Raw genomic sequence first — 25,368 nt, 5'->3', positions numbered from 1 at the left:
TACGAAAGGTACGACCATGGCCTCGATCGAGTACCGACTTCCGCAGGAGCGCAAGATCGTCACCGCCTTCCCCGGGCCGAAGTCGGCGGCGTTGGCGCAGCGCCGCAAGGCCGTCGTCGGTGCAGGCGTTGCGTCGACGTTGCCGGTGTACGTGGCCGATGCCGACGGTGGCGTGGTGGTCGATGTGGACGGTAATTCGCTGATCGACCTCGGAGCCGGAATCGCGGTGACGACAGTCGGCGCATCCAACCCGGCAGTCGTTGCCGCTGTGCAGGATCAGGTCGCGCATTTCACGCACACCTGCTTCATGATCGCGCCTTACGAGGGCTACATCGCGGTCGCCGAGAAGCTGGCCGAGCTCACGCCGGGCGACCACGACAAGCGCACCGTCCTGTTCAACAGCGGTGCAGAGGCAGTCGAGAACGCCGTCAAGATCGCGCGGCATGCAACCGGAAAGTCCGCTGTCGTCGTGTTCGACCACGCGTACCACGGTCGTACCAATCTGACGATGGCGCTGACGTCCAAGTCGATGCCGTACAAGAGCGGGTTCGGGCCGTTCGCTCCCGAGGTCTACCGGGCCCCGATGTCCTACCCGTTCCGCGAAGGTCTGAACGCCGACGGTTCCTCGGTCACCGGTGCCCAGGCTGCGGACCGGGCGATCTCAGTCATCGAAAAGCAGGTCGGCGCAGGCAATCTCGCGGCCATCCTGATCGAGCCCATTCAAGGTGAGGGCGGCTTCGTCGTGCCTGCCGAAGGCTTCCTGCCTGCACTGGCGAACTGGGCGCGCGAGAACGACGTCGTCTTCATCGCCGACGAGGTGCAGTCCGGATTCACCCGGACAGGTGCCTGGTTCGCCAGTGAGCACGAGGGCGTCGTGCCGGACCTGATCACCCTGGCGAAGGGCATTGCAGGCGGCATGCCGCTGGCCGCGGTCACCGGCCGCGCCGACCTCATCGACGCCGTGCACCCCGGTGGACTCGGTGGAACCTACGGCGGCAACCCCGTCGCCTGCGCCGCTGCCTTGGCGTCGATCGAGCAGATGGACACGCTCGACCTCAACGCCCGAGCCCGCGATATCGAACGCATCGTGTCGGAGCGACTCGACGCGTTGGCGTCCGAGCTCGACATCATCGGAGACGTGCGTGGCCGCGGAGCGATGCTGGCCGTCGAACTGGTCGTACCCGGTGGACGCGAGCCCAACCCGGAAGCCACCAAAGCCGTTGCGGCTGCGGCACTCGAGGCAGGGGTGATCGTGCTGACCTGCGGTACCTACGGCAACGTCATCCGCCTGCTGCCGCCCCTTGTGATCTCCGACGAGCTACTGGCCGACGCGCTCACCGTCCTCGAACACTCGCTTCGCGCTGTGGCACAGGGGATCTGACGTGTCATCGAACGATCTGATTTCCTCGCTGCCCACCGACCTGTGGCTCGGCGGCACGCAGACGCCGTCGGCCTCGGGTGCCCGGTTCTCCGTACTGAACCCGGCGACCGGCGAGGAACTGACCACGGTCGCCGACGCCACCGCAGCAGACGGCATCGCCGCGCTCGATCTGGCGGCCGCGGCCCAACCGGAGTGGGCGGCAACGCCGCCCCGCGAGCGGGCCGAGATTCTGCGGCGTGCCTTCGACCTGCTGCAGGAGCGCGCGGACGACTTCGCTTTGTTGATGACTCTCGAAATGGGAAAGTCATTGGCGGAGAGCCGCGGTGAAGTGAACTACGGCGGCGAATTCCTGCGCTGGTTCAGCGAAGAGGCCGTCCGCATCGGCGGCCGGTTCACCCCCGCGCCGGCAGGAAACGGCCGAATCCTGGTGACCAAGATGCCCGTCGGCCCGGTGCTGGCGATCACCCCGTGGAACTTTCCTCTGGCCATGGGAACGCGCAAGATCGGGCCCGCTCTGGCTGCCGGATGCACCGTCATCGTCAAGCCGGCCGAGGACACTCCGCTCACGATGCTTCTTCTCGGGCAGGTGTTCGCCGACGCCGGTTTGCCGAGCGGTGTGCTCTCGATCCTTCCGGCCTCCGACGCTGCGGCCGTCACCGGACCGCTGATGGACGACCCCAGGCTGAGGAAGATCACGTTCACCGGATCCACCGGAGTGGGAAAGCTGTTGGTACGCAACGCAGCCGACCGCTTGCTACGGACGTCGATGGAGCTCGGCGGCAATGCCCCGTTCATCGTGTTCGACGACGCGGACATCGACGCCGCTGTCGACGGAGCGATGCTGGCCAAGATGCGGAACGGCGGCGAGGCATGCACGGCGGCCAACCGTCTGTATGTCGCCAACTCCGTACGCGAGGAATTCACCACGAAACTGACCGCGCGGATCGAGGCGTTGTCGGTGGGTCCGGGTGATCGGGAGGGCACCGACATCGGGCCACTCATCAACGACAAGCAGCGCAGAACGGTGACCGCACTGGTCGACGATGCGGTGGCCAAGGGTGCCCGGGTGCGTACCGGAGGCACGACGCCGGATGGACCCGGATTCTTCTACGCGCCGACGGTGCTCGATCGAATCCCGGCCGACGCGAATCTGTTGCAGGACGAGATATTCGGACCCGTCGCGGCGATCATCGGGTTCGACACCGAGGACGAGGCCGTCGCTGCGGCCAACGACACCCGATACGGGTTGGTGGCGTACTTCTTCACCGAGAATCTCGACCGGGCCCTGCGGGTGTCGGCGGCTCTGGACACCGGCATGGTCGGGGTCAATCGTGGTGCGATCTCCGACGCGGCCGCCCCGTTCGGTGGCGTCAAGGAATCGGGTTTCGGACGCGAGGGTGGTTCGGAAGGCATCGAGGAATACCTCGAGACCAAGTACATCGCGCTGCAGTAGCGGTGCACGTATCGCTCCACTCCAGGCCGTGTTTGCGGGATTTCCCCGATGCACGGCCAGGAGTGGAGCCAACGATGCGTACCGCCACTCAGCTCCGAGCAGCCGCGATTCGGTTCTCGGCCAGACGGTCAGCGGCAGCTCCCAGCAGAATGCCCTCCGTGCGCGCGATGGCGAAGATGCCCGTGACGGTGTCGCGGATCTTCCCGATCGTGGCCATCACCTGAGCCGAATCCTTGCCGCGCAGTTCGCCTTCCACCTGGATCAGGCCGCCGGCGTTGGCGACGTAGTCGGGTACCCACACGATTCCCCGCGCAGCCAGCATCTCTTCGACGTCGGGTGTGAGCAGCTGATTGTTGGCCGCGCCGCAGACGATGGACGCCGACAACCGGGCCACCGAGGTGGCGTCGAGAGTGGCACCCATGGCGCACGGCGCGTAGACGTCGACGTCGGCACCGATGATGTCGGATCCGATGGTGACCCCTGGGAAGTCCAGGGCGATGCGATCGACTGCGGGCACGTACGAGTCGCTGACGACCACCTCGGCACCGGCATCACGAAGCAGTGCGACGAGGTTGTACCCCACCTTGCCCGCACCCTCGACGCCGACGCGCTTGGCGGTCAGATCATCGGAGCCCCAGACCGATTCGGCTGCTGCCCGGAGTGAAAGGAAGACCCCGAGTGCGGTCTGCGGGCCGCTGTCTCCGGTGCCGCCCGCGGTGGTGTTCTTGCCGACGACGTGCGCCGTCTCCTCGGCGATGATGTCGAGATCGTCGCTGTTGGTGCCCACATCGCCTGCGGTGACGTAGGTTCCACCGAGCGACTCGACGAACCGGCCGTACGCGTTCAACAGCGTCGGGGTCTTGATCGTGTTGGGGTTGCCGATGATCACGGCTTTGCCGCCGCCCAGATCGACTCCCGCGACGGCTGCCTTGTAGGTCATTCCGCGGGAGAGCCGCAACACATCGGTCAATGCATCCTGCTCGGATGCGTAGGGGTAGAAGCGCGTTCCGCCGAGCGCCGGTCCTAGCGTCGTGGAGTGGACCGCGATGATCGCGCGCAGACCGGTGTCGGGGTCCTGGCAGAACACGACGCGTTCGTGTGCGCAGTCGCGCGGCATGTCGGGACGATCGAAGACGCCGGTCGCGGCGGGGAAGTAATCGGACGAGGTGTTCGATGCGGCGGGGTGGTCGGCAACGACGGACACAGGCGGTCTCTTTCGGTGATGAGGCGGCGGTACCGGAAATGGGTGGTATCCGGGAACATGTCCGTCGAAGAGTGCCGTGGACGTGCACGCTGGTCAACCGTCGTTGTCGAGATCATGCATGTTGCACGGTGGCGGCGGAATCGGTGCGGTAGAGCTGGTCTGGCTGCTCAGCGTCGGCCTTCCTCGGCGAGCTGTTCGAGCAACGGCTTGGTGCGGTACTGGATCAGCTCCGACATCGCGATGGACATGTTGGTGCGCTCGACGCCGGGGATATCGAGGATGAGGCCTGCGATGCGATACAGGTCGTCGGCATCCACGGCCGCGATGCGGATGTGCATGTCCGCGGCCCCGGACAGGCCGAACACCTCCAGCACCTCCGGGATGGTCCGCAGGTGTTCGGTGACCGCCGACAACGTGTGTTGGTTGACCTGTGCGGTGACGAACGCCTGCAGCGGGCGTCCCAGCGACTTGGGCGGGATGCGGTGATCGATCGGGGTGAGAGATCCCTTGTCGTCCCACCGACCGAGGCGCGCCTGGACGGTGTTGCGGGACAGCCCCAGTGTGGTGGCGAGCTCGACGCCGGTGGCCCGTGGCTTCGCGCACAGTGCGAGGAGGAGTCTGGCGTCGGTCTTGTCCAAATCGGTCATTGCGCACTTTCTGTAGCTCGGTCGTTACCCAATATTGTGCAGCCTGCGCAGTTGTGAAGTCATCACTTGTGCACTCTGGATGTCGGTGGTGTCCTTGTGAAGGACATCACACCACGACGGAGAGTGCCACGACCATGAACACCACCTCGCTGGTACAGCTGATAAAGGAATCGGGAACTGTCGTCCGCAACGAGACCTATTCGCCTCTCGTTGCCGACATCGACACGGCCGCGATGATGGAGATGTATCGCGATCTCGTCGTCGTCCGGCGCATCGATTCCGAGGCCACCGCGCTGCAGAGGCAGGGCGAACTGGGGTTGTGGGCACCGTTGCTCGGGCAGGAAGCGGCGCAGGTCGGCTCGGCACGCGCGCTCGACACGGAGGACTTCGTGTTCGCAAGCTACCGAGAGCACGGCGTCGCCTACTGCCGGGGCGTCGATCCCACCCGGATGCTGCGCTTCTGGCGCGGGTCGACCCTCTCGGGCTGGAACCCGTACGAATACCGCATGACCACGCCGGCGATCATCGTCGGATCGCAGGGCTTGCACGCAACCGGATACGCCATCGGCATGCAGCTCGAGGGAGCCGAAGGCGCGGCCATCACCTACTTCGGCGACGGCGCAACCAGCCAGGGCGACATTTCCGAGGCGCTCGGGTTCGCCGCCAGTTTCCATGCGCCGGTGGTGTTCTTCTGCCAGAACAATCAGTGGGCCATCTCCGAACCGGTCACGGTGCAGACGAAGACGACGATCGCCGCCCGCGGTGAGGGATACGGAATCCCGTCGATCCGCGTCGACGGCAACGACGTTCTCGCCGTCCTGGCCGTGACCAGAGCCGCCCTCGCTCGAGCCCGAGAAGGCAGCGGCCCGACGCTCATCGAGGCCGTCACCTACCGCATGGGCCCGCACACCACATCCGACGATCCGACGCGATACCGCTCGGGTGCCACCGACGACGAATGGCGCGCGAAGGATCCGATCGACCGAATCGAGAAGTTGCTCAGACGAATCGGCGTGTTCGACGACGCGTTCGCTGCCTCGGTCAAGCGCACCGCCGACGACGTCGCCGCCGAGCTTCGTCGCGGTTGTCTCGAGACCGTCGAACCGGAAGCGATGTCGGTGTTCGACAACGTCTATGCCGATCCACACCCCCTACTCGACGACGAGCGGGCCAAGTTCGCCTCGTACCAGGCCGGATTCGAAGGAGCTACGTCATGACCACCCTGGAACGGCCCACCAGTCTTCCGTTGGGCAAGGCCATCAATGCAGGTCTGCGGCGAGCGATGGAGAACGACCCGAAGGTCCTGCTGATGGGCGAGGACATCGGCAAGCTCGGCGGTGTCTTCCGCATCACCGACGGCCTGCAGAAGGACTTCGGTCCCGGTCGAGTACTCGACATGCCGCTGGCGGAATCGGGAATCATCGGCACCGCAGTCGGTCTCGCGATGCGAGGATTTCGGCCGGTGTGCGAGATTCAGTTCGACGGTTTCATCTATCCGGCGTTCGACCAGATCGTCTCGCAGGTGGCCAAGCTGCACTACCGCACCAGTGGCAACGTCAAGATTCCGATGACCATCCGCGTGCCCTACGGCGGCGGAATCGGTGCCGTGGAGCATCATTCCGAATCTCCCGAAGGGTATTTCGCACAGACCGCAGGCCTTCGCGTGGTCACCTGCAGCAACGCGGCCGACGGCTACTCGATGATTCAGCAGGCCATCGCAAGTGACGACCCGGTGCTGTTCTTCGAGCCGAAGCGTCGGTACTGGGAGAAGAGCCCGATCGATCTGGGCGAGACCGAGCTCGACGCGTCCTACCCCCTGCATCGGGCGCGGGTGGTCACCGAGGGCACCGACGTCACCCTCATCGCCTACGGGCCGCTGGTCTCCACCGCCCGCAAGGCCGCCGAAGTGGCTGCTCACGAGGGAATCTCGATAGAGGTCATCGATCTGCGCTCGCTGTCCCCGATCGACTTCGAGACCATCGAGGACTCGGTACGCAAGACCGGGCGACTGGTCGTCACACACGAGGCTCCGGTGTTCATGGGGCTCGGCTCCGAGATCGCTGCACGGGTATCCGAACGCTGCTTCTACAATCTCGAGGCACCGGTGCTACGTGTCGGCGGGTTCGGGACCCCGTACCCCGCCTCGAAGCTCGAGAAGTTCTACCTCCCCGACGTCGACCGGATCCTCGACGCCGTCGACCGCTGTCGCTCCCACTGACCTCGCGCTCACCGACCGAGCCCGCCACGTAACGAACAGGATTCGACGATGCCCACCATCAAGAGCTTTCCATTGCCCGACCTCGGGGAAGGCCTCACCGAGGCCGATCTTCTGACCTGGCTCGTCGCCGTCGGTGACACGATCGAGCTCAATCAGAACATCGCCGAGGTCGAAACGGCCAAGGCTGCCGTCGAGCTGCCGTCGCCGTTCGCGGGTGTCGTTGCTGCACTTCATGTGTCGGAAGGCGACACCGTCGAGGTCGGAGTTCCGATCATCGATATCCGCGTCGATGGGAGCAGTGAGGACGGGAACAGCGAGGACGACGCGGCTGCCCCCGAGCTCGCCACCGAGGTGGATGACGCGAGCCCGGTCGAGGACAGTGAGGAGCGCGTCCCGGTTCTCGTCGGATACGGAGTGGCCAAGGAAGGATCCAGTCGACGCGGCGGTCGGGGAACCGCTCCGGTGACTGCGGCATCGAGCGGGCAGAACGGTAAGCCGTTGGCCACACCGCCGGTGCGAAAGATCGCCAAGGACAACGCTGTCGACCTGGCAGAGGTGCCCGCAACGGGAAGCCGTGGTGACGTCACGCGTGAAGACGTCGAGACCTACCTGGAGGGTGAGGACCCGGCAGAGATGCGGATCCCGCAACGGACCGGCCGCGAAGAACGGACCCCGATCAAGGGAGTCCGCAAACACACCGCGGATGCGATGGTGCGCAGTGCATTCACCGCCCCGCACGTCACCGAATTCGTGACCGTGGACGTCACCGACACCCTGACTCTGCTGGAATCCCTCCGGTCCTCGGCCCACTTCGCGGATGTACGGCTGACTCCGCTGGCGCTGGTGTCCAAGGCAGTTCTCGTTGCACTGAAATCGAATCCGTCGCTCAACTCGTCCTGGGACGAGGCGGCTCAGGAGATCGTCACCAAGCACTACGTCAACCTCGGCATCGCCGCGGCGACCCCGCGCGGCCTGATGGTGCCGAACATCAAGGACGCGCACGAACTCTCACTGGTGGACATCGCGCGTGCGCTGGCCGATCTGACGCGTACCGCGAAGGAAGGCAAGAGCAGTTCGGCCGACCTCGCCGACGGCACCATCACGATCACCAACGTCGGAGTGTTCGGAGTCGATGCAGGCACGCCGATCCTCAACCCCGGCGAAGCGGCCATCCTGTGCTTCGGTTCGATCCGCCGCATGCCCTGGGAGCACGAGGGCGCAATCGCTCTACGGTCCGTGACGACGCTGTCGCTGTCGTTCGATCATCGCCTCGTCGACGGCCAGCAGGGATCGCAGTTCCTCGCGCTCGTCGGCCGGTTGTTGAGCACTCCGGTGGATATGATCGCTCTGAGCTGATCTACGCAGCTCGGCTCGATGGAGACTGCTCGATGGAGACAAGGGTGCGAGTGTGGCCGAAGCGATCGACGAGTACTTCCTGCAGCAGGTTCGTTCGATCGGGCTCAGTGGGTCGGTCGTCGCTGAACCGCAGCGACTGATCCGGTACTTCGACGCGCAACTCGCCAGTCGGCATCTCGATTTCGCTGCTCGCTGGTTGCAGTCCGCGGGCTTCGGTTACTACACCATCGGCTCGTCCGGGCACGAAGCCAATGCTGCCGTCGGGGCCGCGACCGAGGTCACCGACCCGGCACTGCTGCACTACCGATCCGGCGGATTCTATGCGGCACGTGCACAACAGCGTTCGGATTCGACGCCGATCCGGAACGTGTTGGCAAGTCTGGTCGCCTCGACCCGGGACCCCATCTCCGGTGGCCGCCACAAGGTGTTCGGGCACGTCGACCTGGGGATCGTCCCGCAGACGTCGACCATCGGTTCCCAGGTTCCGCGCGCGGTCGGTCTGGCGTTCGCGCTCGGCCGGGCGAAGGCGCTCCGACATCGAACTCCGTGGCCTGAGGACGCCATCGTGGTGTGCAGCTTCGGCGACGCCTCGGCCAACCATTCGACGACGGTGGGTGCGCTCAACTCGGCTGCCTACTGCGCGCACCAGTCCGTTCCGATGCCGATCCTGTTCGTCTGCGAGGATAACGGCATCGGCATCAGTACCCGATCGCCGCGGGGCTGGATTGCGCAGTCGCTCAGCCGATTTCCGTCGATCGAGTACGTGCGGGCCGACGGCGATGATCCGGTCGCACTGATGCGCACCATCGACGCTGCGGTTGCAACGGTGCGTCATCGGCGCCGTCCGGTGGTCCTCCACCTGGAGACGGTGCGATTGATGGGCCACGCCGGATCGGATGCCGAACTCGCCTACCGTTCGAGCACAGACATTGTCGGCGACTATGCGCGAGATCCGTTGCTGGCGAGCGCACGTGTGCTGATCGGGGCCGGTGTTCTCTCGGCAGCCGATGTCGAGGCCCGCTACCGAGCGATGCGCGAGACCGTCATGGGCGAGGCCGAGGCGACGGTCGACTCGCTGCGCTCCGGGGCGTCGTCGCGTCTCGCCACCGCGGACGCGGTGATGGCCCCGCTCACCGAACGACGACCTATCGCTGTGGCCGCCACCGAGACCGGTCTGCGCGGTGCACCCAGCGAGCAGCGTCTCACACTCGCCGCGATGATCAACCGAACTCTCACCGACATCATGACTGCGCGACCCGACGTCCTCGTGTTCGGCGAGGATGTGGCCGTCAAAGGCGGCGTCTACGGCGTTACGAAGGGCTTGCGCAAGAAGTTCGGGGCAGCACGAGTTTTCGACACTCTGCTCGACGAGCAGACCGTGCTCGGCACCGCCCTGGGTGCTGCGCTCGCTGGTTTCGTTCCGATACCCGAGATTCAGTATCTGGCGTACCTGCACAATGCCGAGGATCAGCTGCGCGGGGAGGCCGCGTCGCTGAAGTTCTTCTCCGATGCGCAGTTCACCAATGGGATGGTGGTGCGCGTCGCCGGCTTGGCCTATCAACGCGGTTTCGGCGGGCACTTCCACAACGACAACGCGGTCGCCGTTCTGCGCGACATCCCGGGCATCGTGGTAGCGGTTCCGAGTTCGGCGGCCGAGGCCGCCGGCCTCCTGAGAACCTCTGTGGCACTGGCTGTCGAGGAGGGGCGAGTGTGCGTCTTCTTGGAGCCGATCGCGCTCTACCACCGAGTCGATCTGCACGACGGCGATGGGGCTTTGCGATGCGTCGACGATTCGGAGGCCCCGTTCGGCACCGTCGGGCTTCATGGGGACGGCGGTGATCTTGCAATCGTCACGTTCGGCAACGGCGTCGTGATGAGCAGACGCGCCACATCCACGTTGCGCGGGCGCGGGATTGCGGTGACGGTCGTGGACCTACGCTGGATTGTTCCGCTACCTGCCGAGGACCTGTTGCACCGGCTCGCGCACTTCGATCGAGTGCTGGTCGCCGACGAGACCCGACACGACGGGGGAGTCGGCGAGGGCGTCGTGACCGTTCTGGTCGAGGGCGGCTACGACGGTGCCATCGGCAGGGTCACGAGCAAGAACTCGTTCGTCCCGCTCGGCGGTGCCGCCGATCTCGTCCTCCTCTCGGAGGACGAGATCGTCTCTGCGGCTGTGGAGATGGTCGAAACCGGGTGACTCAGTGCACCGGCTGGACCGGGGTTGGCTCATCCTGGTCACGACGAGCCGGGGCGCGGATGAAGAACGACGCGGCCACTGCCACCAGTGACACGGCCCCGCCGCAGAGGAATGCGGTGTGGATACCGGCCTCGGAGCCGACCACAGCCGTTGCGCCGTCGTCGATGCGGGCGGCTGCGGTGGTGGACATCACGGTGACGAACAGTGCGGTACCGGCAGCACCGGCCAACTGCTGAACCGTACTGAAGATTGCACTACCGTGCGAATACAGCTGAGTGGGTAGTGATCCCAGCGACGAAGTCATGAGCGGCGTCATGATGAGAGCGAGACCCGCCGAGAGCAACATGTGGATACCGATCACGATCGGCAGTGCGGTCTGCGCGTCCAGCACTGTCATCGACCACAGTGCAGCGCTCACCACGACGGCACCGGGAATGACCAACGGACGCGGCCCGATTCGATCGAAGATGCGTCCGACGAACGGGGCGAGCAAACCCATCAGCAGTCCGCCGGGGAGCAGCATCAGTCCGGTGTCGAGAGTATCGAGGCCGCGGACGTTCTGCAGATACATCGGCAGCAGGATCAATGCGCCGAACAGGGCCATCATCGAAATCGCGATCATGCCGAGTCCGATGCTGAAGGTGGGAGTGCGGAACGGACGCATATCCAGCAGTGCGCCGCCGCGCTCCTGACGCGAGATCTGCCGGAGGACGAACACCACGAGGGCGACGGCACCGACGACCATCGGCAGCCATACCGGCATCACGGACTCCTCGGCCGAGTGGCCCAGGCTGCTCAGACCGTAGACGATGCCGCCGAAAGCCAACGCGGACAACACGACCGACGCGGGATCGAACGACGGCCGACTGGTTTGGGTCACGTTCTTCACCAGAGCGGTCCCGATAGCGAACGCGACGAGTGCGATCGGTAGGACGAGCCAGAACATCCAACGCCAGTCGAGCGAATCGAGGATGATCCCCGAGATCGTCGGACCGATCGCGGGTGCAACAGCGATGACGATGGAGATCACCCCCATCATTGCGCCGCGCTTGTGCGCCGGAACCACGGTGAGCACCGTTGTCATCAACAGCGGCAACATGATCGCCGTGCCGCTGGCCTGGGTAACGCGCCCGAGCAGGAGCAACTCGAAGCCCGGAGCGGAGGCAGCGAACAGAGTGCCGACGGTGAACAGCGTCATGGCCGCCACGAACACCTGACGCAGAGTGAAGCGCTGGAACAGGAAGCCGGTGATGGGAATGACCACCGCCATCGTCAACAGAAATCCGGTGGTGAGCCACTGCGCCGTCGTCGCGGAGATGTCGAGGTCGACCATCAGGGTGGGTAGCGCCACGCTCATGATCGTTTCGTTGAGGATCATGACGAACGCCGCGATGACGAGGATGCCGATCAGTAACTTGCTGCCCGGCGCGAGTTGCGCGTCGGGAGCGTGGTCGGTCTCGGATGTGGTCATGTGTCGAAAACCTTCGCGTGTGGGCTCGAGGTGGGAGCGGACGTCTATGTAGACAGCTTGAATCATTGTGACAGTTACTGTCAACTTGACCATTGCTGGTAAGTTGACACCGTTAGTGCGTAGGAGCGGCCGATGGGTGGACGATGATGAGCGAACAAGTACCGGATCTGCGGGAGCGCCGTCGCCGAGAAACCCTCCTCGAGATCACCCGTGCTGCTCTCGATCTGTTCGAGACGCAGGGCTGCGCCACCACGACGGTGGACCAAATCGCACGCCGGGCAGGAGTGTCGCCCAGTACGTTCTTTCGTAGCTTTGCGTCGAAGGAAGAATCGGTTCTCGGCCTCGCCCCGGAGTTCGAGCTGGACATCGACGCCTGGCTGGCATCGACGGCACCCGAGGACATCACCCTCACTGCGATCGAAGCACTGTACGAGCGATCCGTCGAACGATTTTCCGCTGCACCGGACGAGGCGCGAGATCGTCTGCTGCGTACTAGGCGGCTGATCGGGCGCGACGACCACCTGCGGGCCGCTGCCTTCGCGACCGACGCCATGACGCTGTGCCGCGTCACCGATTCGGTGGCCGCCGCGCTCGGTGGCCACGAAACACGTTCTTACGCACGGTTGCTGATCGAGGGTGCCGGGATGGCCATGCGGATCACCTTCGACGACTGGGCCGAACGGATCGACGCCGGGCAGGACGCCGACCTGGTGGACATCTACCGAACCACGCTGCGGGATCTGCGCCGCGTCGTGGCCGGCTGAGCGTGTCGTTGTGAGTGGAACTTCGTAGCAGGGGTCGAGTTTTCGTGCACGTGGCGCGAAGCGCCTCTCACCCGAAGCGGCTGGGCGACAGGTCCGCGTCGTCGAGTCCGCGGTCGGTGACGTCGACCGGAAGTGGTTGCCGCCGTACCAGAGACGCGCCGACCCGGGCCAGCGCCGCGCACGTCTGAATGCCGTACCCGCCCTGCCCGGCGCACCAGAAGAAGCCCTCGATGTTCGGGTCGAACCCGACGACCGGGGTGCGATCGGGAACGAAACTGCGCAGGCCTGCCCAGGACGATCGAACATGCCGCCCGGTCAACGTGGTCGCCTCGGCGATGTCGTCGAACGCCCGCGCGATCTCCAACTCGTCGGGGCGGGCGTCGCTCGGCTCGGTGGGCGTCTCGTCCGCAGGCGAGCACAAGAGCTGCGCGCCTTCCGGTTTGATGTAGAACTTCTCGTCGATGTCGCTCAATGTCGCGAGGTGCGCTGTGTCGAGGTCGTCGGGTGCGCCGACCATGAACACCGACCGACGCATCGGAACGAGCCCGATGGGCTCGGCTCCCGCCATCGCCCCGAGGGCATCTGCCCACGCGCCCGCTGCGTCGACGACGAGGGGAGCACTGTGCGTCGACCCATCCGTGGTGTGGACGTGCCACAGTCCGTCGACGCGCCTCAGTGCCTTCACCCCGGCTCCGGTGTGGACTCGTCCGCCCCGTGCGCGCAGTCCCCGCACGAAGCCCTGGTGCAGTGCGTGCACGTCGACCTCCATCGAATGCGGCTCGTACAGAGCGCAATCGATCAGTTCGGGGCGAAGTGGAGGAAAGAACGTGCGCGCGTCGGCAGGGGAGACCAATTGGGCATCCGGCGTCAGCCGGCTGACGTCTGCGTACGTTTTCTCGAGCGCCTCACCGCGCCCGGTGGACGCGAACTGCAGGAGGGGGCGCGAGGTGAGTAGTTCGGATCGGAAGTGCTCCGGCGGGTGCACCAGGAATTCTCGGCTGGCTGTTGTCAGGGCGCGAATGGTGCTGTTGCCGTAGGTCTCCAGGAACAGCGCGGCCGAGCGGCCGGTGGTGTGGAAGGCCAGTGTCGCTTCGCGCTCGAGCAGTGTGACGCGTCGGTCGTTCGCGAGTTCGTAACCGAGCGAGACACCCCCGATTCCGCCGCCGATCACGATGACGTCGGTGGAGTTCTGTTCGCGCTCGGACGTAGTCATGGATTGCTCCCGTTCGTTGTCTCTGCGGTCCACTGCGCGCCGGGGCCGATCGCCTCGTCGAAGATCAGCCAGGTTCGCGTCGACAGTATCCCGTCGAGTCCCTGCAGCTTGTCGAGCACCAGATGGCGCAGGGCCGAGGTGTCGGGCGCTCGCACCAGGACGAGTGCGTCGAAGTCGCCGCCCATGAGGCTGACGTGTTCGACGAACGGGAAGGTGCTCAGATCGTCGGCGACCGCGCGCCAGGAATCCTGTCTGATGGACAGCGCCACGTACGCGGACGCTCCGAAGCCGGCCTTCTCGTATGCGATCCGCGCGGTGAACCCCTCGATGACACCTTCGTCGAGAAGACGATCGACGCGCACGTACGCGTGCGCTCGGGAAATATGCGTGGCCTCGGCCAAGGCACGCATGGACATACGGCCGTCGCGGCTGAGCTCGGTGACGATGCGTCGGTCCACGTCGTCGAGCTGGTACTCGGTCTGTGCCATCCGTCCACTCCAGGTTGTTCGAGAAGGGCCTGCGTGGACGAATTGTCACATTGTTTCCGTCTCTGAGCCATCGTTCTTCGATTGCGCCCGCGATTTGAAAGCAGGTCCATGTGCCTGCACTCTGTGTAGAACACATCGATCCGTGACGAACACACAGGAGAGGTACCGGATGACCACGACCGACACGCTCGATCACGTCACGACCTCGGTCGCACGACGCGTTCGTCGGGGATACGAAGCGGATTTCGTGGACTGGACCGACCGCGGGATGAAACTGGTCCGAACCTCTCCCGGATTCCTCGGTGGTGGTTGGCTGGGCGGTTCCGGCGAGTCGAACGACTATCACGTGGTGTACCGATTCGAGACCCACGACCACCTCGACGCATGGTTGCGTTCGGATGCTCGACGCGATTGGCTCGGCACTGGCCGACCGATTGCCGACGACGTTGTGACGCATCGGCTTTCGGGTGTGGAGGGATGGTTCGAGCCGCAGTCCGACCGCACCGACGCGGTGCGGGTGATCGGTGGCCCGCCGCCGCGGTGGAAGCAGGCAGTGTCGATCGGCGTGGCCTTCTACGCCGTCAGCCTGCTCGTCAACATCGTCCTCACGCCGCACCTGACGGACCTGAACGTGGCTGTGCGCACCGCTGTGGTGGTGATGATGTGCACGCCGCTGATGGTTTACGTGGTGATGCCGTTCGTCACCGCCCGGCTACGTCGATGGCTGGCACCACGCTCGTAGCACCACCTTCGATAGGCTCGAGTCCATGCCCGACGCCCGAGTACACGATCAATTCGCTCTCGACGGAGCGTGGAACTTCCGCGACCTCGGTGGTGTGCGAACCACGGACGGGGCGACGGTTCGGCCCGGTTTGTTCTATCGCGCATCCGAATTGAGCGCGCTGTCCGAGACCGGCCGGCGTTCTGTCGGCGACTTCGGGATCCGCACGGTGTTCGATTTCCGTAGCGGTTCGGAGATCGATCGAAGTGGTGCAGACCGAGTTCCCCCGGGCGTGGAGTCGATCTCGGTTCCCTTCGAGAGCGTTCGAGCCGTGCGCGCCCCACACGAAGCACCCATGCAGGACGAGCAGAGCCAAGTGGAATACATGATGCGGGCTTACGCGTCCTTCTCGGCCCTCGACGGTGCATCGCACGCGATCAAGCGTGTGGTCGACGCAGTAGTCGAGAGGCGCGGTGGCGTTCTGGTGCACTGCGCTGCAGGCAAGGACCGCGCAGGGTGGACCGTTGCGACGGTGTTGCGGGCGGCCGGTGTCGGCGAGGACGACATCGTCGCGGACTACCTACGCAGCAACGACGGGATCGAGCCCCTACTCGCACATGTCCGTCGAACCTGGGTGGGAGCGGCCGACGCGGAGGTCCGACCCACCGAGGCGATACTGGGCGTCCGTGCCTCCTACCTGGAGCACGGATGGGCCGCGATGGAGTCGAACCACGGATCGTTCGACGGATATCTGACGCATTTGGGAATCGATGGGGCGTTGCGTCGTCGACTGACCGCCTCCCTCGTGGAGGAGTGAGCGGTAGCCTCGCCCCATGCGAATCGGACAGACGGCCCCGGATTTCGAGCTCCCCGATCATTCGGGTGAATCCCGTGCGCTCTCCGAGCTGACGGCATCGGGCCCGGTGGTGCTGTTCTTCTATCCGGCGGCCAACAGTCCCATCTGCACCGCCGAGGCCTGCCATTTCCGGGACCTCGGAACAGAATTCAGCAGATTCGGTGCGCGGCGAGTAGGGATCAGCACCGACACCCGCGACAAGAATCAGCATTTCGCGCTGCAGAGGTCCTTCGACTTTCCGTTGCTGTCGGATTCCGACGGGGCGGTTGCGGAGCAATTCGGAGTACGGCGAGGTGGGTGGTTCACCCGGCGGCGTCGGCTTCGTGAGCTCGAACGCGGGCGGGCGCATGCGGCCAACCGTGGTTTACTGCGGCAGTTGCTGTCCGTGAAGCGGACGACATTCGTGATAGATCGGCACCGAGTGGTGCGGATGGTGGTGCAGAGCGAACGCGGTCATGTCCATGCCACCAAGGCTCTGGAGTACCTGCGCTACCTGTCGTGAGGGCTATTCGTTGGCGCCGCTGAAGAGGGCGGTGTAGACGGCAGGCTTCGAAGCCTCGGCGTGCGCATCGGTCGATGCGTCGTCGGGATGGCTGAAGAGCGCCTCGTTCTTGTCTTTGTGTTCCATTCCCCGAGCATGCCCCTGATCGACCGCAATAGCCACTCGCCGCGCTGGCTCTGCTGGGACCCGCATCCCCTCGTGCGCGTTTTGCGTAGGTCCACCTACGCAAAACGCGCACGACGGGGTGGAGCCTGCGGAACGACTGCGAAAGTTCACATGCAGCCGGGTGGGATACTGCTCGAGTGCCCGATGAATCCCTGTTCGACGCCCTGCGCCGCGAGCCCGACGCCGAGGCACCCAACCTTCATGCCGTCGACGCTGCAGACCGTCTCGTCCTCGATACCGTCGACGAGCGTTCGGGAATCGACAGAACGGCACCCATCGCGGTGATCGGCGACCGATACGGGGCTCTCACCCTCGGTGCCGTCGGGCTCGGGTTCACGAACGTGCGAGTCCATCAGGACGCCGTGACGGGCGTGCGGGCGCTGGAGCTGAACGCTGCGCGGGTTGCCATGACCGGCTCGTACACCCAGCACGCACTCGGAGCCGACCTGCTCGACGGCGTCGGCGTGGTGCTGATGCAGCTGCCGCGGGGCTTGGCCGAACTCACCGAGATCGCCGAGCACACCGCCGCGCACGCGTCGGCGGATGTCGTCGTCCTTGCCGGGGGCCGCGACAAGCACATGACCCCCGCCATGAACGAGGTCCTGCGACGATCGTTCGAGACGGTCACGGCCGGCCGCGGCCGGCAGAAGGCCCGAGTGCTCACCGCAACCGGGGCGGTGGCGTCGGGCATGACGTATCCGGTGAGCAAGCGAATTGCCGACCTGGATCTGACGGTGGTGGCGCACGGGGCGGTGTTCGCGGGTGCAGGTCTCGACATCGGGACCAGGTATCTACTCGGGTTCGTTCCGAAGATGCTCCCACGAGCCCGAGTAGCCGTCGACTTGGGTTGTGGCACAGGGATTTTGGCCACCGAGCTGGCCCGAACCAGGCCCGATCTCGAGGTGATCGCCACCGACCGATCGTCCGCAGCGATCGCGTCGGCGGCGGCCACGGCGGAGGCGAACGGAGCGCGTATCTCGGTGACGATCGACGACGCCATGTCGACTTTCGAGTCCGAATCGGTCGATCTGGTGGTGTGCAACCCGCCGTTCCACGAGGGCACAGCGGTGCACACGGGAGGCGCAAGCAAGCTGTTCTCGGCGGCGGGTCGAGTGCTGCGGCCGGGCGGACAGATGTGGACGGTGTTCAACACTCATCTGAACTATCGGCGCGAACTGGCGGACGCGGTCGGCCCCACCGATCTCATGGGAAAGAACGGCAAGTTCACCGTCGCTCGCTCGGTACGTCCGAGCGAGCAACGGTAGGCGGTCAGGTGACCGGGCCGCCGTCCTCGGGTGTGCCGTCGATCTGACCCCGGTTGCGTCCGAGATCCTCGACGAGAGTGCCCTCGACGATCTCGGCCTGGCGCTGGCCTTCCGCGTAGTCGACGTCGGGGTCCTCGTCCGACTCCTCGATGACGTGGTCGACCAGTTCCTCGGTCAGCTCGTCGTCCGGGGTCTCGGTGATCGGGCGGTCGAGATCGTCCTCGACGGCGATGTCGGGTTCTTCCTCGCTGAGCTTGAGATCCAGACTCTCGCCCACGGCGGCCTCGCGGGCCGTGGTGCCGAAGCTGTTGGCCTCGCTCCAGTGATCGGGAGGATCGACCACGGTGTCACCGTCATCGTTGCGCACCTCGTCGGAGTCGACGCTTTCGCTGGGGTCCAAGGTCTGGTCGGGTCCGTCTTCGATTGCCATTTCCTCATAGTGCCCGTTTCGATTCGGTGTCACACACGCAGTCGTCTCCGCGTGTCGAGCCCCTACCCGGTAGAGTCCGTTTTGTCCGTCGTAGAAGTTCTCCGCTTGGGAACTTTTGTCCGGATGTCAGACGTTCTACTGGTGACCGACGGGGAGATCCCCGGTGGGGATCAGAACTTACGAAGGGAAGAGACACGGTGCGCACCTCCAGCAACCCGGTGTTCCGCAACCTGCCCAAGCAGCAGGGCGGCGGCTATGCCACATTCGGATCTGCGACGGCTGGAGCCTCGCAGGCCGCAACCTTCGGCCAGCATCCCGGAACGCAGGCCGATCCGTACACCACGCAGCCCGCGCAGCGGGCCATGACCATCGACGACGTCGTCACCAAGACCGGCATCACCCTCGGTGTGCTGAGCGTCACGGCGATCATCTCGTACCTGCTCGTCCAGAACAACAACGACCTGGCCGTGCCGTTCGTCATCGGCGGTGGCCTGATCGGCTTCGGTCTGGTCATGTTCGCCACGTTCGGTCGCAAGATGGACAACAAGGCGATCGTTCTCGCTTACGCGGCGGCCGAGGGCATCTTCCTCGGAGCACTGTCCTTCCTGTTCACCTTCCCCATCCAGGGAGTCGGAGCGGGGACACTCATCTCCCAGGCCGTCCTCGGCACGTTCGGCGTGTTCTTCGGCATGCTGATCGTCTACAAGACCGGTGCCATCCGCGTCACCCCGCGCTTGACCCGTATGGTCGTCGGTGCCCTCATCGGAGTCGTCGTCCTGATGCTCGGCAACCTGGTTGCCGGCTTCTTCATGGACGGTGGACTGGGGCTGCGTGACGGCGGACCCATCGCCATCATCTTCAGCCTCGTCTGCATCGGCATCGCGGCGTTCAGCTTCCTGCTGGATTTCGACCAGGCCGATCAGCTGATCCGCGCACAGGCACCGGAGAAGGCAGCCTGGGGCGTCGCCCTCGGTCTGACCATCACCCTGGTGTGGCTGTACATCGAGATCCTGCGTCTGCTGAGCTACTTCAACAACGACTAGTACTCACGCGAAGAGCCCCGCCACTCCTTTCGGAGGGCGGGGCTCTTTTCGTCTGTAGCAGTCAGGTCAGCTGAGGCGTTCGAGCACCATGGCCATACCCATGCCGCCGCCGACGCACATGGTCTCGACACCGAACGTCTTGTCCTGTGTTGTCAGGTTGTTCAGCAGCGTGGTGGTGATGCGCGCACCGGTCATGCCGAAGGGGTGGCCGATCGCGATGGCACCGCCGGAGACGTTGAGCTTGTCCTCCTCGATGCCGAGGTCGCGCGCCGATCCGAGGACCTGTACCGCGAAGGCCTCGTTGATCTCGAACAGGTCGATGTCGGAGATCGACATGCCCGCGATCTTCAGCGCCTTGCGGGTGGCCTCGATCGGTCCGAGGCCCATGATCTCCGGAGACGTGCCGGTGACTCCGGTGGAGACGATGCGCGCCAACGGCGTCAGGCCCAGTTCCTTGGCCTTGGTGTCGCTCATGATGACCAGCGCCGCTGCACCGTCGTTGAGCGGGCACGCGTTGCCTGCGGTGATGGTGCCGTTGGGTCGGAAGACCGGCTTGAGCTGGCTGATCTTCTCGTACGTGGTGCCGGCGCGAGGGCCGTCGTCGGTGTTGACGACGGTGCCGTCGGGCAGGGTCACCGGGGTGATCTCTCGCTCGAAGAAGCCTGCGTTGATGGCTTCCTCGGCGCGGTTCTGGCTGCGGACGCCCCAGTGGTCCTGATCCTCGCGGGTGATGCCGGTGAGCAGCGCGACGTTCTCTGCCGTCTGGCCCATCGCGATGTACGCGTCGGGGAGTTCGCCGTTCTCGCGGGGATCGGTCCAGCTGTCCGCGCCCTCTTCCTGTGCCTTCTTGGTGCGGGCCTCGGCGTCGGCGAAGATCGGGTTGTGGCTTTCCGGAAGCGAGTCGGAGCTGCCGTGGATGAAGCTCGACACGCTCTCGACACCGGCGGAGATGAACACGTCACCTTCTCCGGCCTTGATGGCGTGCAGCGCCATGCGGGTGGTCTGCAGCGAGGACGAACAGTAGCGCGTGATCGTCGTTCCGGGCAGGGAGTCGTAGCCGAGCTGCACTGCGACGATGCGAGCGAGGTTGTTGCCCTGCATGCCGCCGGGCAGACCGCAGCCCAAGAGCAGGTCGTCGATGTCCTTGGGGTCGAGCGAGGGCACCTTGGCCAGCGCAGCGGCGACCATCTGAGCGGTGAGGTCGTCGGGACGAATGTCCTTGAGCGACCCCTTCATCGCCCTGCCGATCGGTGAGCGCGCGGTGGCGACGATGACTGCCTCTGGCATGAGATCTCCTTCGAATCGATACTGCTTACCTGCTCTGTTACCGCCGAGTAGGCGATGTCTCCTGACCGAACTTACAACCCCGCCCGACCGCCGCCGCCACGACGTACGAGATCCTCCGACGCCGTGACGATCTCGGCGTCGAGCTCGGCGGTTCTTCTGCGCAGGAAGCGGTCGAGTGCAGCGGTGGCGCGGGGGATGGCCTTGCGCGATTCGACGGCTGCGGACACCGTCGGCAGCTCAGGTAGTGGACCGCCGTGCCACACACCGAGTGCGGACGCGAGCACCGGCAGAATCTGCTGTGCGGCAAGCTCGTACCCGGCGGCCGACGGGTGGAAGCGGTCGGCCGAGAACATGGTGTCGGGGGCCGCCAGGAATTCGGGTGCCAGTAGATCCGCCAGAGCGACCGGATGGCCGCCTGCGCTGAGAGTCCTGGCCGTCTGGGCGTGTGCGAGGCGTCGACCCCAATTGCGGACGACGGTACGCAGGGGTTGTGGAATGGCCGTCACGACACCGAGGTCCGGACATGTTCCCACCGCGACGACGCAGCCCTTGGCTGTCAGTCGCTCCACCGCATCGCCGAGCCGCGCCGCCGAAGCCGGGATGGAGAACTTCTTGGTGACGTCGTTCGCGCCGATGAAGATGACCGCAGCGTCGGGCGGCGGACCCGCGACGAACATGGCATCGACCTGGCCTTCGAGGCCCTTGGAAGTGGCACCGGCAATTGCTTTGGTACTCAATCGGATTCGTTGTCCGGTTTCCTCGGCCAGGCCGCGGGCGAGTAGTACGCCCGGGACTTCGTCGGCGACGACGCAGCCCACTCCCGCGGCCGTGGAGTCGCCGAAGATCATCAGATGAATATCTGCTGAACTTCCCAGTCGCCACCGTTCCGGGGCCGCGCAGCCCGCGGTGTAGACGCCGTCCGCCTCCGGTGGCTTGGCGGTGGTACGCCCGATGACGCCGCGGGCCGCGGCGGCCTGCCCCATCAGATGTCGGTAGGCGGCCCAGGACGCCGTCCCTGCTCCGGAGCCTGCCAGCACTGTCGCGGCGCTCGCTTTCGCAGCGGTACGCCATCCGCCTGCCGTCACAGATCGATCCCTCTCCTCATGCCGTCCACACCATCGTATGCGGGTGTCGACGGCCGTGACCGCGAGTCGATTACCTGCATCTGGGAAGATGGAGCGATGCGCATCGCTCAGCACATTACCGAACTCATCGGCAACACCCCGTTGGTGAAGTTGTCCACCGTCATCGGCGACGGCGGCGGCACGGTCGCGGCCAAGATCGAGTACCTCAACCCGGGTGGTTCGTCCAAGGACCGCATCGCCGTCAAGATGATCGACGCGGCCGAGGCATCCGGAGAATTGAAGCCCGGCGGCACCATCGTCGAACCCACGTCCGGCAACACCGGCGTCGGTCTCGCGCTCGTTGCGCAGCAGCGCGGCTACAAGTGTGTGTTCGTGTGCCCCGACAAGGTCGGTGAGGACAAGCGCAACGTGCTGCGCGCGTACGGAGCCGAGGTCGTCGTCTGCCCGACGGCCGTCGCACCCGAGGACCCCAACAGCTACTACAGCGTCTCCGATCGACTCGTGCACGAGATCGAGGGAGCCTGGAAGCCCAACCAGTACTCCAACCCGGCCGGACCGGCCAGCCACTACGAGACCACCGGGCCCGAGATCTGGGCCGACACCGACGGAAAGATCACTCACTTCGTCGCAGGCGTCGGCACCGGCGGCACCATCTCCGGCACCGGCAAGTACCTCAAGGAGGTCTCCGGCGGCAAGGTCAAGGTCATCGGCGTCGACCCGGAGGGCTCGGTGTACTCGGGCGGCACGGGTCGCCCGTACCTCGTCGAGGGCGTCGGCGAGGACTTCTGGCCGACCGCCTACGACCCGTCCATCCCGGACGAGATCATCGCCGTGTCCGACGCCGATTCGTTCGACATGACCCGTCGCCTCGCCCGCGAGGAGGGCCTGCTGGTCGGCGGCTCGTGCGGTATGGCCGCTGTTGCCGCGATCCAGGTCGCCGAGCGTGAGGGTCCCGACGCTTTGGTCGTCGTGCTGCTCCCCGACGGCGGACGCGGCTACCTGGCGAAGATCTTCAACGATTCGTGGATGTCGTCGTACGGATTCCTCCGTTCACGCCTCGACGGCAAGACTCACGAGACCTCGGTGGGCGAGGTGCTGCGCGGAAAGTCCGGTGCATTGCCCGATCTGGTGCACACTCACCCGTCGGAGACCGTGCGCGACGCCATCGAGATTCTGCGCGAGTACGGCGTCTCTCAGATGCCCGTCGTCGGGGCCGAACCGCCCGTCATGGCAGGCGAGGTTGCCGGCAGCGTCACCGAACGCGATCTGCTCAGCGCCGTCTTCGAGGGGCGCGCAGCGTTGGCCGACCCGGTCGCCAAGCACATGAGTGAGCCGTTCCCGCTGATCGGTGCCGGGGAAACCGTCTCCGACGCCACCAAGGCACTCGGCGAATCCGATGCGCTGATGGTCGTCGAGGAGGGCAAGCCCGTCGGCGTCATCACTCGCCACGATCTGCTCGGATTCCTCAGCAAGGGTGCCTAGCCCTCGTGCGCGTTTTGCGTACCCTGAAGTACGCAAAACGCGCACGAGGACGGACCCCAATGCACTACGTCGAATCCGGAGACGGTCCGGAACTGGTGTTTCTGCACGGCAACCCGACATCGTCGTATCTCTGGCGCAATGTGACCGGTGTCGTCGCACCTGCCGGCTATCGCTGCATTGCCGTCGACCTGGTCGGAATGGGTCGTTCCGGTGCATCGTCGTCCGGCTACCGTCTGGTCGACCATATTGCCCACGTCGGTGAATTCCTCGACGAACTGAGTCTGTCCGACGTCACTCTCGTCGGCCACGACTGGGGCGCGGTCATCGCCCTCGCTCTCGCCCGCGCTGACCCGGACCGCGTGTGCGGCGTAGCGGTGATGGAGGGTCATATTCATCCCATCGATAAGTGGGACGATTTGGACGACGGCGCAAGGGAGCTGTTCTCGGCGTTGCGCACCGCGGGTGTGGGTGAGCGAATGGTGTTCGAGGACAACGTGTTCGTCGAGGCCGTGCTCCCCTCTGGAATTCTGAGGACCCTGAGTCCCGACGAGATGGATGCCTACCGTCGTCCGTTCGTGAATCCTGCCTCGCGCGCGCCGATGCTGGAATGGGCACGTGAAATTCCGATCGCAGGGGAGCCGTCGGCAGTCGTATCGATCGTGACGAGCAATCAGCAGGTGTTCGCGGACGAGACGATGCCGACCTTGCTCATGCACGGGTGTCCCGGTGCGGTCATCGGGCACATCGAAGTCGAGTGGTGCCGGATCCACGGACGCGCGATGACCATCGTCGACGTTGGTAGCGGCACGCATTTCCTCCCGGAGGATCAACCCGCCGCGACAGCCGAGGCTCTACTGGGCTGGCTGGGCACCTAGGCCTCGTGCGCGTTTTGCGTATCTGTGGCTACGCAAAACGCGCACGACGGGCGGCGCCCTACCGCACCGCGCTCGAGCCGGTCAGGGCCTGCCCGATCACCAATTGATGCACCTCGGACGTGCCCTCGTAGGTGAGGACGGATTCGAGGTTGTTGGCATGGCGGAGCACCGGGTATTCGAGCGTGATTCCGTTGGCCCCCAGGATCGTTCGGCATTCGCGAGCAATCTTGATTGCTTCACGCACGTTGTTGAGCTTTCCGAGGGACACCCGCTCGCCCGGCAGCTCGCCCTTGTCCTTGAGTCGGCCCAGGTGCAGCGCGAGCAGCTGCCCCTTACCGAGCTCGAGGGCCATGTTCGCGAGCTTGGCCTGGGTGATCTGGTATCCGGCGAGTGGCTTGTCGAACACCGCGCGGGTCTTGGAGTACTCGATCGCGGATTCGATGCAATCCCGAGCTGCGCCCATCGCACCGAAGACGATGCCGAAGCGGGCCTCGTTCAGGCAGCTCAGCGGTCCGCTCAGGCCACGGGCCTCGGGCAGCATTGCGTCGGCGGGCAGCCGTACGTCGTCGAACACCAGCTCGCCCGTGATCGACGCACGGAGCGAGAGCTTCTTCTTGACCGTGTTGGCGGTGAATCCTGGGGTGTCGGTCGGCACGACGAAACCGCGGATCTTGTCGTCGGTCTGCGCCCATACGACGGCGACGTCGGCGACCGGTCCGTTGGTGATCCACATTTTGCTCCCGTTGAGGATCCAGTCGTCACCGTCGCGCTTGGCGCGGGTGAGCATGCCGCCGGGGTTGGATCCGAAATCGGCTTCGGTCAGACCGAAGCAGCCGATCAGCGAGCCCTCGGCCATCCCCGGTAGCCACTGCTGCTTCTGCTCCTCGGAGCCGTACTTCCAGATGGCGAACATCGCCAGCGAGCCCTGAACCGAGACCAGCGAACGGATGCCGGAGTCGATCGCCTCGAGCTCGAGGCAGGCCAGGCCGTACGCCGTCGCAGAGGTTCCGGCGCAGCCGTAGCCCTCGAGATGCATACCGAGCAGGCCGAGCGAGCCGAGTTCCTTGGCCAGCTCACGCGCCGGCACCGTGCCCTCGTCGAACCAGTCGGCGATGTGCGGACGGATGCGCTCGTTGCCGAACTTGCGGACGGTGTCCCGGATCTGGCGCTCCTCGTCGTCGAGGAGTGAATCGATCGCGAACAGTTCGTCGACGCTCTGGGAGTTGGCCACGGTGCCTCTTTCCGCTGGGGGTTGTCTTCGC

Annotated in this window: 24 protein-coding genes; 14 read left to right on the top strand and 10 right to left on the bottom strand. The window is 65.3% G+C overall.

Features of this window, described 5'->3' with window-relative positions; all coding sequences use genetic code 11:
- Positions 1-16 precede the first annotated feature (16 nt).
- Both gabT and CH275_RS23015 read left to right on the top strand, forming a co-directional pair.
- Positions 17-1,381 (top strand): 4-aminobutyrate--2-oxoglutarate transaminase, encoded by a 1,365-nt coding sequence (gabT, locus tag CH275_RS23020; protein ID WP_094680533.1) that lies wholly within the window; start codon positions 17-19, stop codon positions 1,379-1,381.
- A 16-nt stretch (positions 1,382-1,397) separates the two neighbouring features.
- Complete coding sequence (locus CH275_RS23015; RefSeq protein WP_373453737.1) at positions 1,398-2,834, top strand: NAD-dependent succinate-semialdehyde dehydrogenase; 1,437 nt, start codon at positions 1,398-1,400, stop codon at positions 2,832-2,834.
- Between the two features lie 88 nt (positions 2,835-2,922).
- Here the strand turns inward: CH275_RS23015 and CH275_RS23010 are convergent, their stop codons facing one another.
- Positions 2,923-3,951, bottom strand: a complete 1,029-nt coding sequence (locus tag CH275_RS23010; protein WP_094680589.1) for a Glu/Leu/Phe/Val family dehydrogenase — start codon at positions 3,949-3,951, stop codon at positions 2,923-2,925.
- Positions 3,952-4,205: 254 nt separating this feature from the next.
- Positions 4,206-4,685, bottom strand: a complete 480-nt coding sequence (locus tag CH275_RS23005) for an Lrp/AsnC family transcriptional regulator (protein ID WP_094680531.1) — start codon at positions 4,683-4,685, stop codon at positions 4,206-4,208.
- Positions 4,686-4,819: 134 nt separating this feature from the next.
- On the opposite strand from CH275_RS23005, the gene pdhA reads away from it, so the two are divergent.
- From pdhA to CH275_RS22985, 4 genes are read left to right on the top strand one after another with little or no spacing between them, the layout of a single operon-like run.
- Positions 4,820-5,902, top strand: coding sequence for a pyruvate dehydrogenase (acetyl-transferring) E1 component subunit alpha (gene pdhA, locus CH275_RS23000; RefSeq protein WP_094680530.1), 1,083 nt, complete (start codon positions 4,820-4,822; stop codon positions 5,900-5,902).
- Positions 5,899-6,903 carry an alpha-ketoacid dehydrogenase subunit beta gene (locus CH275_RS22995; protein ID WP_094680529.1) on the top strand — a complete coding sequence of 335 codons (1,005 nt, stop codon included), beginning with the start codon at positions 5,899-5,901 and terminating at the stop codon, positions 6,901-6,903. The genes pdhA and CH275_RS22995 overlap by 4 nt, the downstream gene beginning before the upstream one ends.
- Positions 6,904-6,951: 48 nt before the next feature.
- Positions 6,952-8,259 (top strand): dihydrolipoamide acetyltransferase family protein, encoded by a 1,308-nt coding sequence (locus tag CH275_RS22990; RefSeq protein ID WP_094680528.1) that lies wholly within the window; start codon positions 6,952-6,954, stop codon positions 8,257-8,259.
- 52 nt (positions 8,260-8,311) lie between these two features.
- Entirely contained in the window at positions 8,312-10,459 is a 2,148-nt protein-coding gene (locus CH275_RS22985; RefSeq protein WP_094680527.1) for a thiamine pyrophosphate-dependent enzyme, read from the top strand.
- 1 nt (position 10,460) lies between these two features.
- Here the strand turns inward: CH275_RS22985 and CH275_RS22980 are convergent, their stop codons facing one another.
- Positions 10,461-11,930 (bottom strand): MDR family MFS transporter, encoded by a 1,470-nt coding sequence (locus tag CH275_RS22980; RefSeq protein WP_094680526.1) that lies wholly within the window; start codon positions 11,928-11,930, stop codon positions 10,461-10,463.
- Positions 11,931-12,076: 146 nt separating this feature from the next.
- Here CH275_RS22980 and CH275_RS22975 point away from each other — a divergent pair, with 146 nt between their 5' ends.
- Complete coding sequence (locus tag CH275_RS22975) at positions 12,077-12,694, top strand: TetR/AcrR family transcriptional regulator (protein WP_256991179.1); 618 nt, start codon at positions 12,077-12,079, stop codon at positions 12,692-12,694.
- Between the two features lie 67 nt (positions 12,695-12,761).
- On the opposite strand, the gene CH275_RS22970 is transcribed toward CH275_RS22975, so the two are convergent.
- Together CH275_RS22970 and CH275_RS22965 are read right to left on the bottom strand one after the other, a co-directional pair.
- Positions 12,762-13,907, bottom strand: a complete 1,146-nt coding sequence (locus CH275_RS22970; protein ID WP_094680524.1) for an NAD(P)/FAD-dependent oxidoreductase — start codon at positions 13,905-13,907, stop codon at positions 12,762-12,764.
- Positions 13,904-14,395 carry an Lrp/AsnC family transcriptional regulator gene (locus CH275_RS22965; protein ID WP_094680523.1) on the bottom strand — a complete coding sequence of 164 codons (492 nt, stop codon included), beginning with the start codon at positions 14,393-14,395 and terminating at the stop codon, positions 13,904-13,906. The genes CH275_RS22970 and CH275_RS22965 overlap by 4 nt, the downstream gene beginning before the upstream one ends.
- Before the next feature lie 169 nt (positions 14,396-14,564).
- On the opposite strand from CH275_RS22965, the gene CH275_RS22960 reads away from it, so the two are divergent.
- Genes CH275_RS22960 through CH275_RS22950 form a run of 3 tightly spaced genes read left to right on the top strand, consistent with a single transcriptional unit; the run spans position 14,565 to position 16,474 of the window.
- Positions 14,565-15,137 carry an antibiotic biosynthesis monooxygenase gene (locus tag CH275_RS22960; protein WP_094680522.1) on the top strand — a complete coding sequence of 191 codons (573 nt, stop codon included), beginning with the start codon at positions 14,565-14,567 and terminating at the stop codon, positions 15,135-15,137.
- Positions 15,138-15,162: 25 nt separating this feature from the next.
- Positions 15,163-15,933, top strand: coding sequence for a tyrosine-protein phosphatase (locus CH275_RS22955; protein WP_094680521.1), 771 nt, complete (start codon positions 15,163-15,165; stop codon positions 15,931-15,933).
- A gap of 16 nt (positions 15,934-15,949) precedes the next feature.
- Positions 15,950-16,474: a peroxiredoxin gene (locus tag CH275_RS22950; RefSeq protein WP_094680520.1), complete on the top strand. Its 525-nt coding sequence runs from the start codon at positions 15,950-15,952 to the stop codon at positions 16,472-16,474.
- A gap of 3 nt (positions 16,475-16,477) precedes the next feature.
- Here CH275_RS22950 and CH275_RS30160 read toward each other — a convergent pair whose 3' ends face one another.
- Positions 16,478-16,600, bottom strand: a complete 123-nt coding sequence (locus CH275_RS30160; protein WP_254925592.1) for a hypothetical protein — start codon at positions 16,598-16,600, stop codon at positions 16,478-16,480.
- Between the two features lie 176 nt (positions 16,601-16,776).
- On the opposite strand from CH275_RS30160, the gene CH275_RS22945 reads away from it, so the two are divergent.
- Entirely contained in the window at positions 16,777-17,904 is a 1,128-nt protein-coding gene (locus tag CH275_RS22945) for a class I SAM-dependent methyltransferase (RefSeq protein WP_094680519.1), read from the top strand.
- Between the two features lie 4 nt (positions 17,905-17,908).
- Here the strand turns inward: CH275_RS22945 and CH275_RS22940 are convergent, their stop codons facing one another.
- Positions 17,909-18,334, bottom strand: coding sequence for a hypothetical protein (locus CH275_RS22940; protein WP_094680518.1), 426 nt, complete (start codon positions 18,332-18,334; stop codon positions 17,909-17,911).
- A 197-nt stretch (positions 18,335-18,531) separates the two neighbouring features.
- Here CH275_RS22940 and CH275_RS22935 point away from each other — a divergent pair, with 197 nt between their 5' ends.
- Positions 18,532-19,377, top strand: coding sequence for a Bax inhibitor-1/YccA family protein (locus CH275_RS22935; RefSeq protein WP_094680517.1), 846 nt, complete (start codon positions 18,532-18,534; stop codon positions 19,375-19,377).
- Between the two features lie 66 nt (positions 19,378-19,443).
- Here the strand turns inward: CH275_RS22935 and CH275_RS22930 are convergent, their stop codons facing one another.
- Positions 19,444-20,664, bottom strand: a complete 1,221-nt coding sequence (locus CH275_RS22930) for an acetyl-CoA C-acetyltransferase (RefSeq protein ID WP_032376585.1) — start codon at positions 20,662-20,664, stop codon at positions 19,444-19,446.
- A 71-nt stretch (positions 20,665-20,735) separates the two neighbouring features.
- Positions 20,736-21,749 (bottom strand): SGNH/GDSL hydrolase family protein, encoded by a 1,014-nt coding sequence (locus CH275_RS22925; protein WP_094680516.1) that lies wholly within the window; start codon positions 21,747-21,749, stop codon positions 20,736-20,738.
- Between the two features lie 96 nt (positions 21,750-21,845).
- Here CH275_RS22925 and CH275_RS22920 point away from each other — a divergent pair, with 96 nt between their 5' ends.
- Together CH275_RS22920 and CH275_RS22915 are read left to right on the top strand one after the other, a co-directional pair.
- Positions 21,846-23,231, top strand: coding sequence for a cystathionine beta-synthase (locus tag CH275_RS22920; protein WP_094680588.1), 1,386 nt, complete (start codon positions 21,846-21,848; stop codon positions 23,229-23,231).
- Positions 23,232-23,290: 59 nt separating this feature from the next.
- Positions 23,291-24,106, top strand: a complete 816-nt coding sequence (locus tag CH275_RS22915) for a haloalkane dehalogenase (RefSeq protein WP_094680515.1) — start codon at positions 23,291-23,293, stop codon at positions 24,104-24,106.
- A 58-nt stretch (positions 24,107-24,164) separates the two neighbouring features.
- Here CH275_RS22915 and CH275_RS22910 read toward each other — a convergent pair whose 3' ends face one another.
- Complete coding sequence (locus CH275_RS22910) at positions 24,165-25,337, bottom strand: acyl-CoA dehydrogenase family protein (RefSeq protein ID WP_037176497.1); 1,173 nt, start codon at positions 25,335-25,337, stop codon at positions 24,165-24,167.
- Positions 25,338-25,368: the final 31 nt, after the last annotated feature.

Source organism: Rhodococcus sp. 06-235-1A (assembly GCF_002258785.1).
Lineage (GTDB): Bacteria > Actinomycetota > Actinomycetes > Mycobacteriales > Mycobacteriaceae > Rhodococcoides.
Note: the sequence above shows the minus strand (reverse complement) of the source record. Positions and strands in the feature narration are given on the sequence as shown.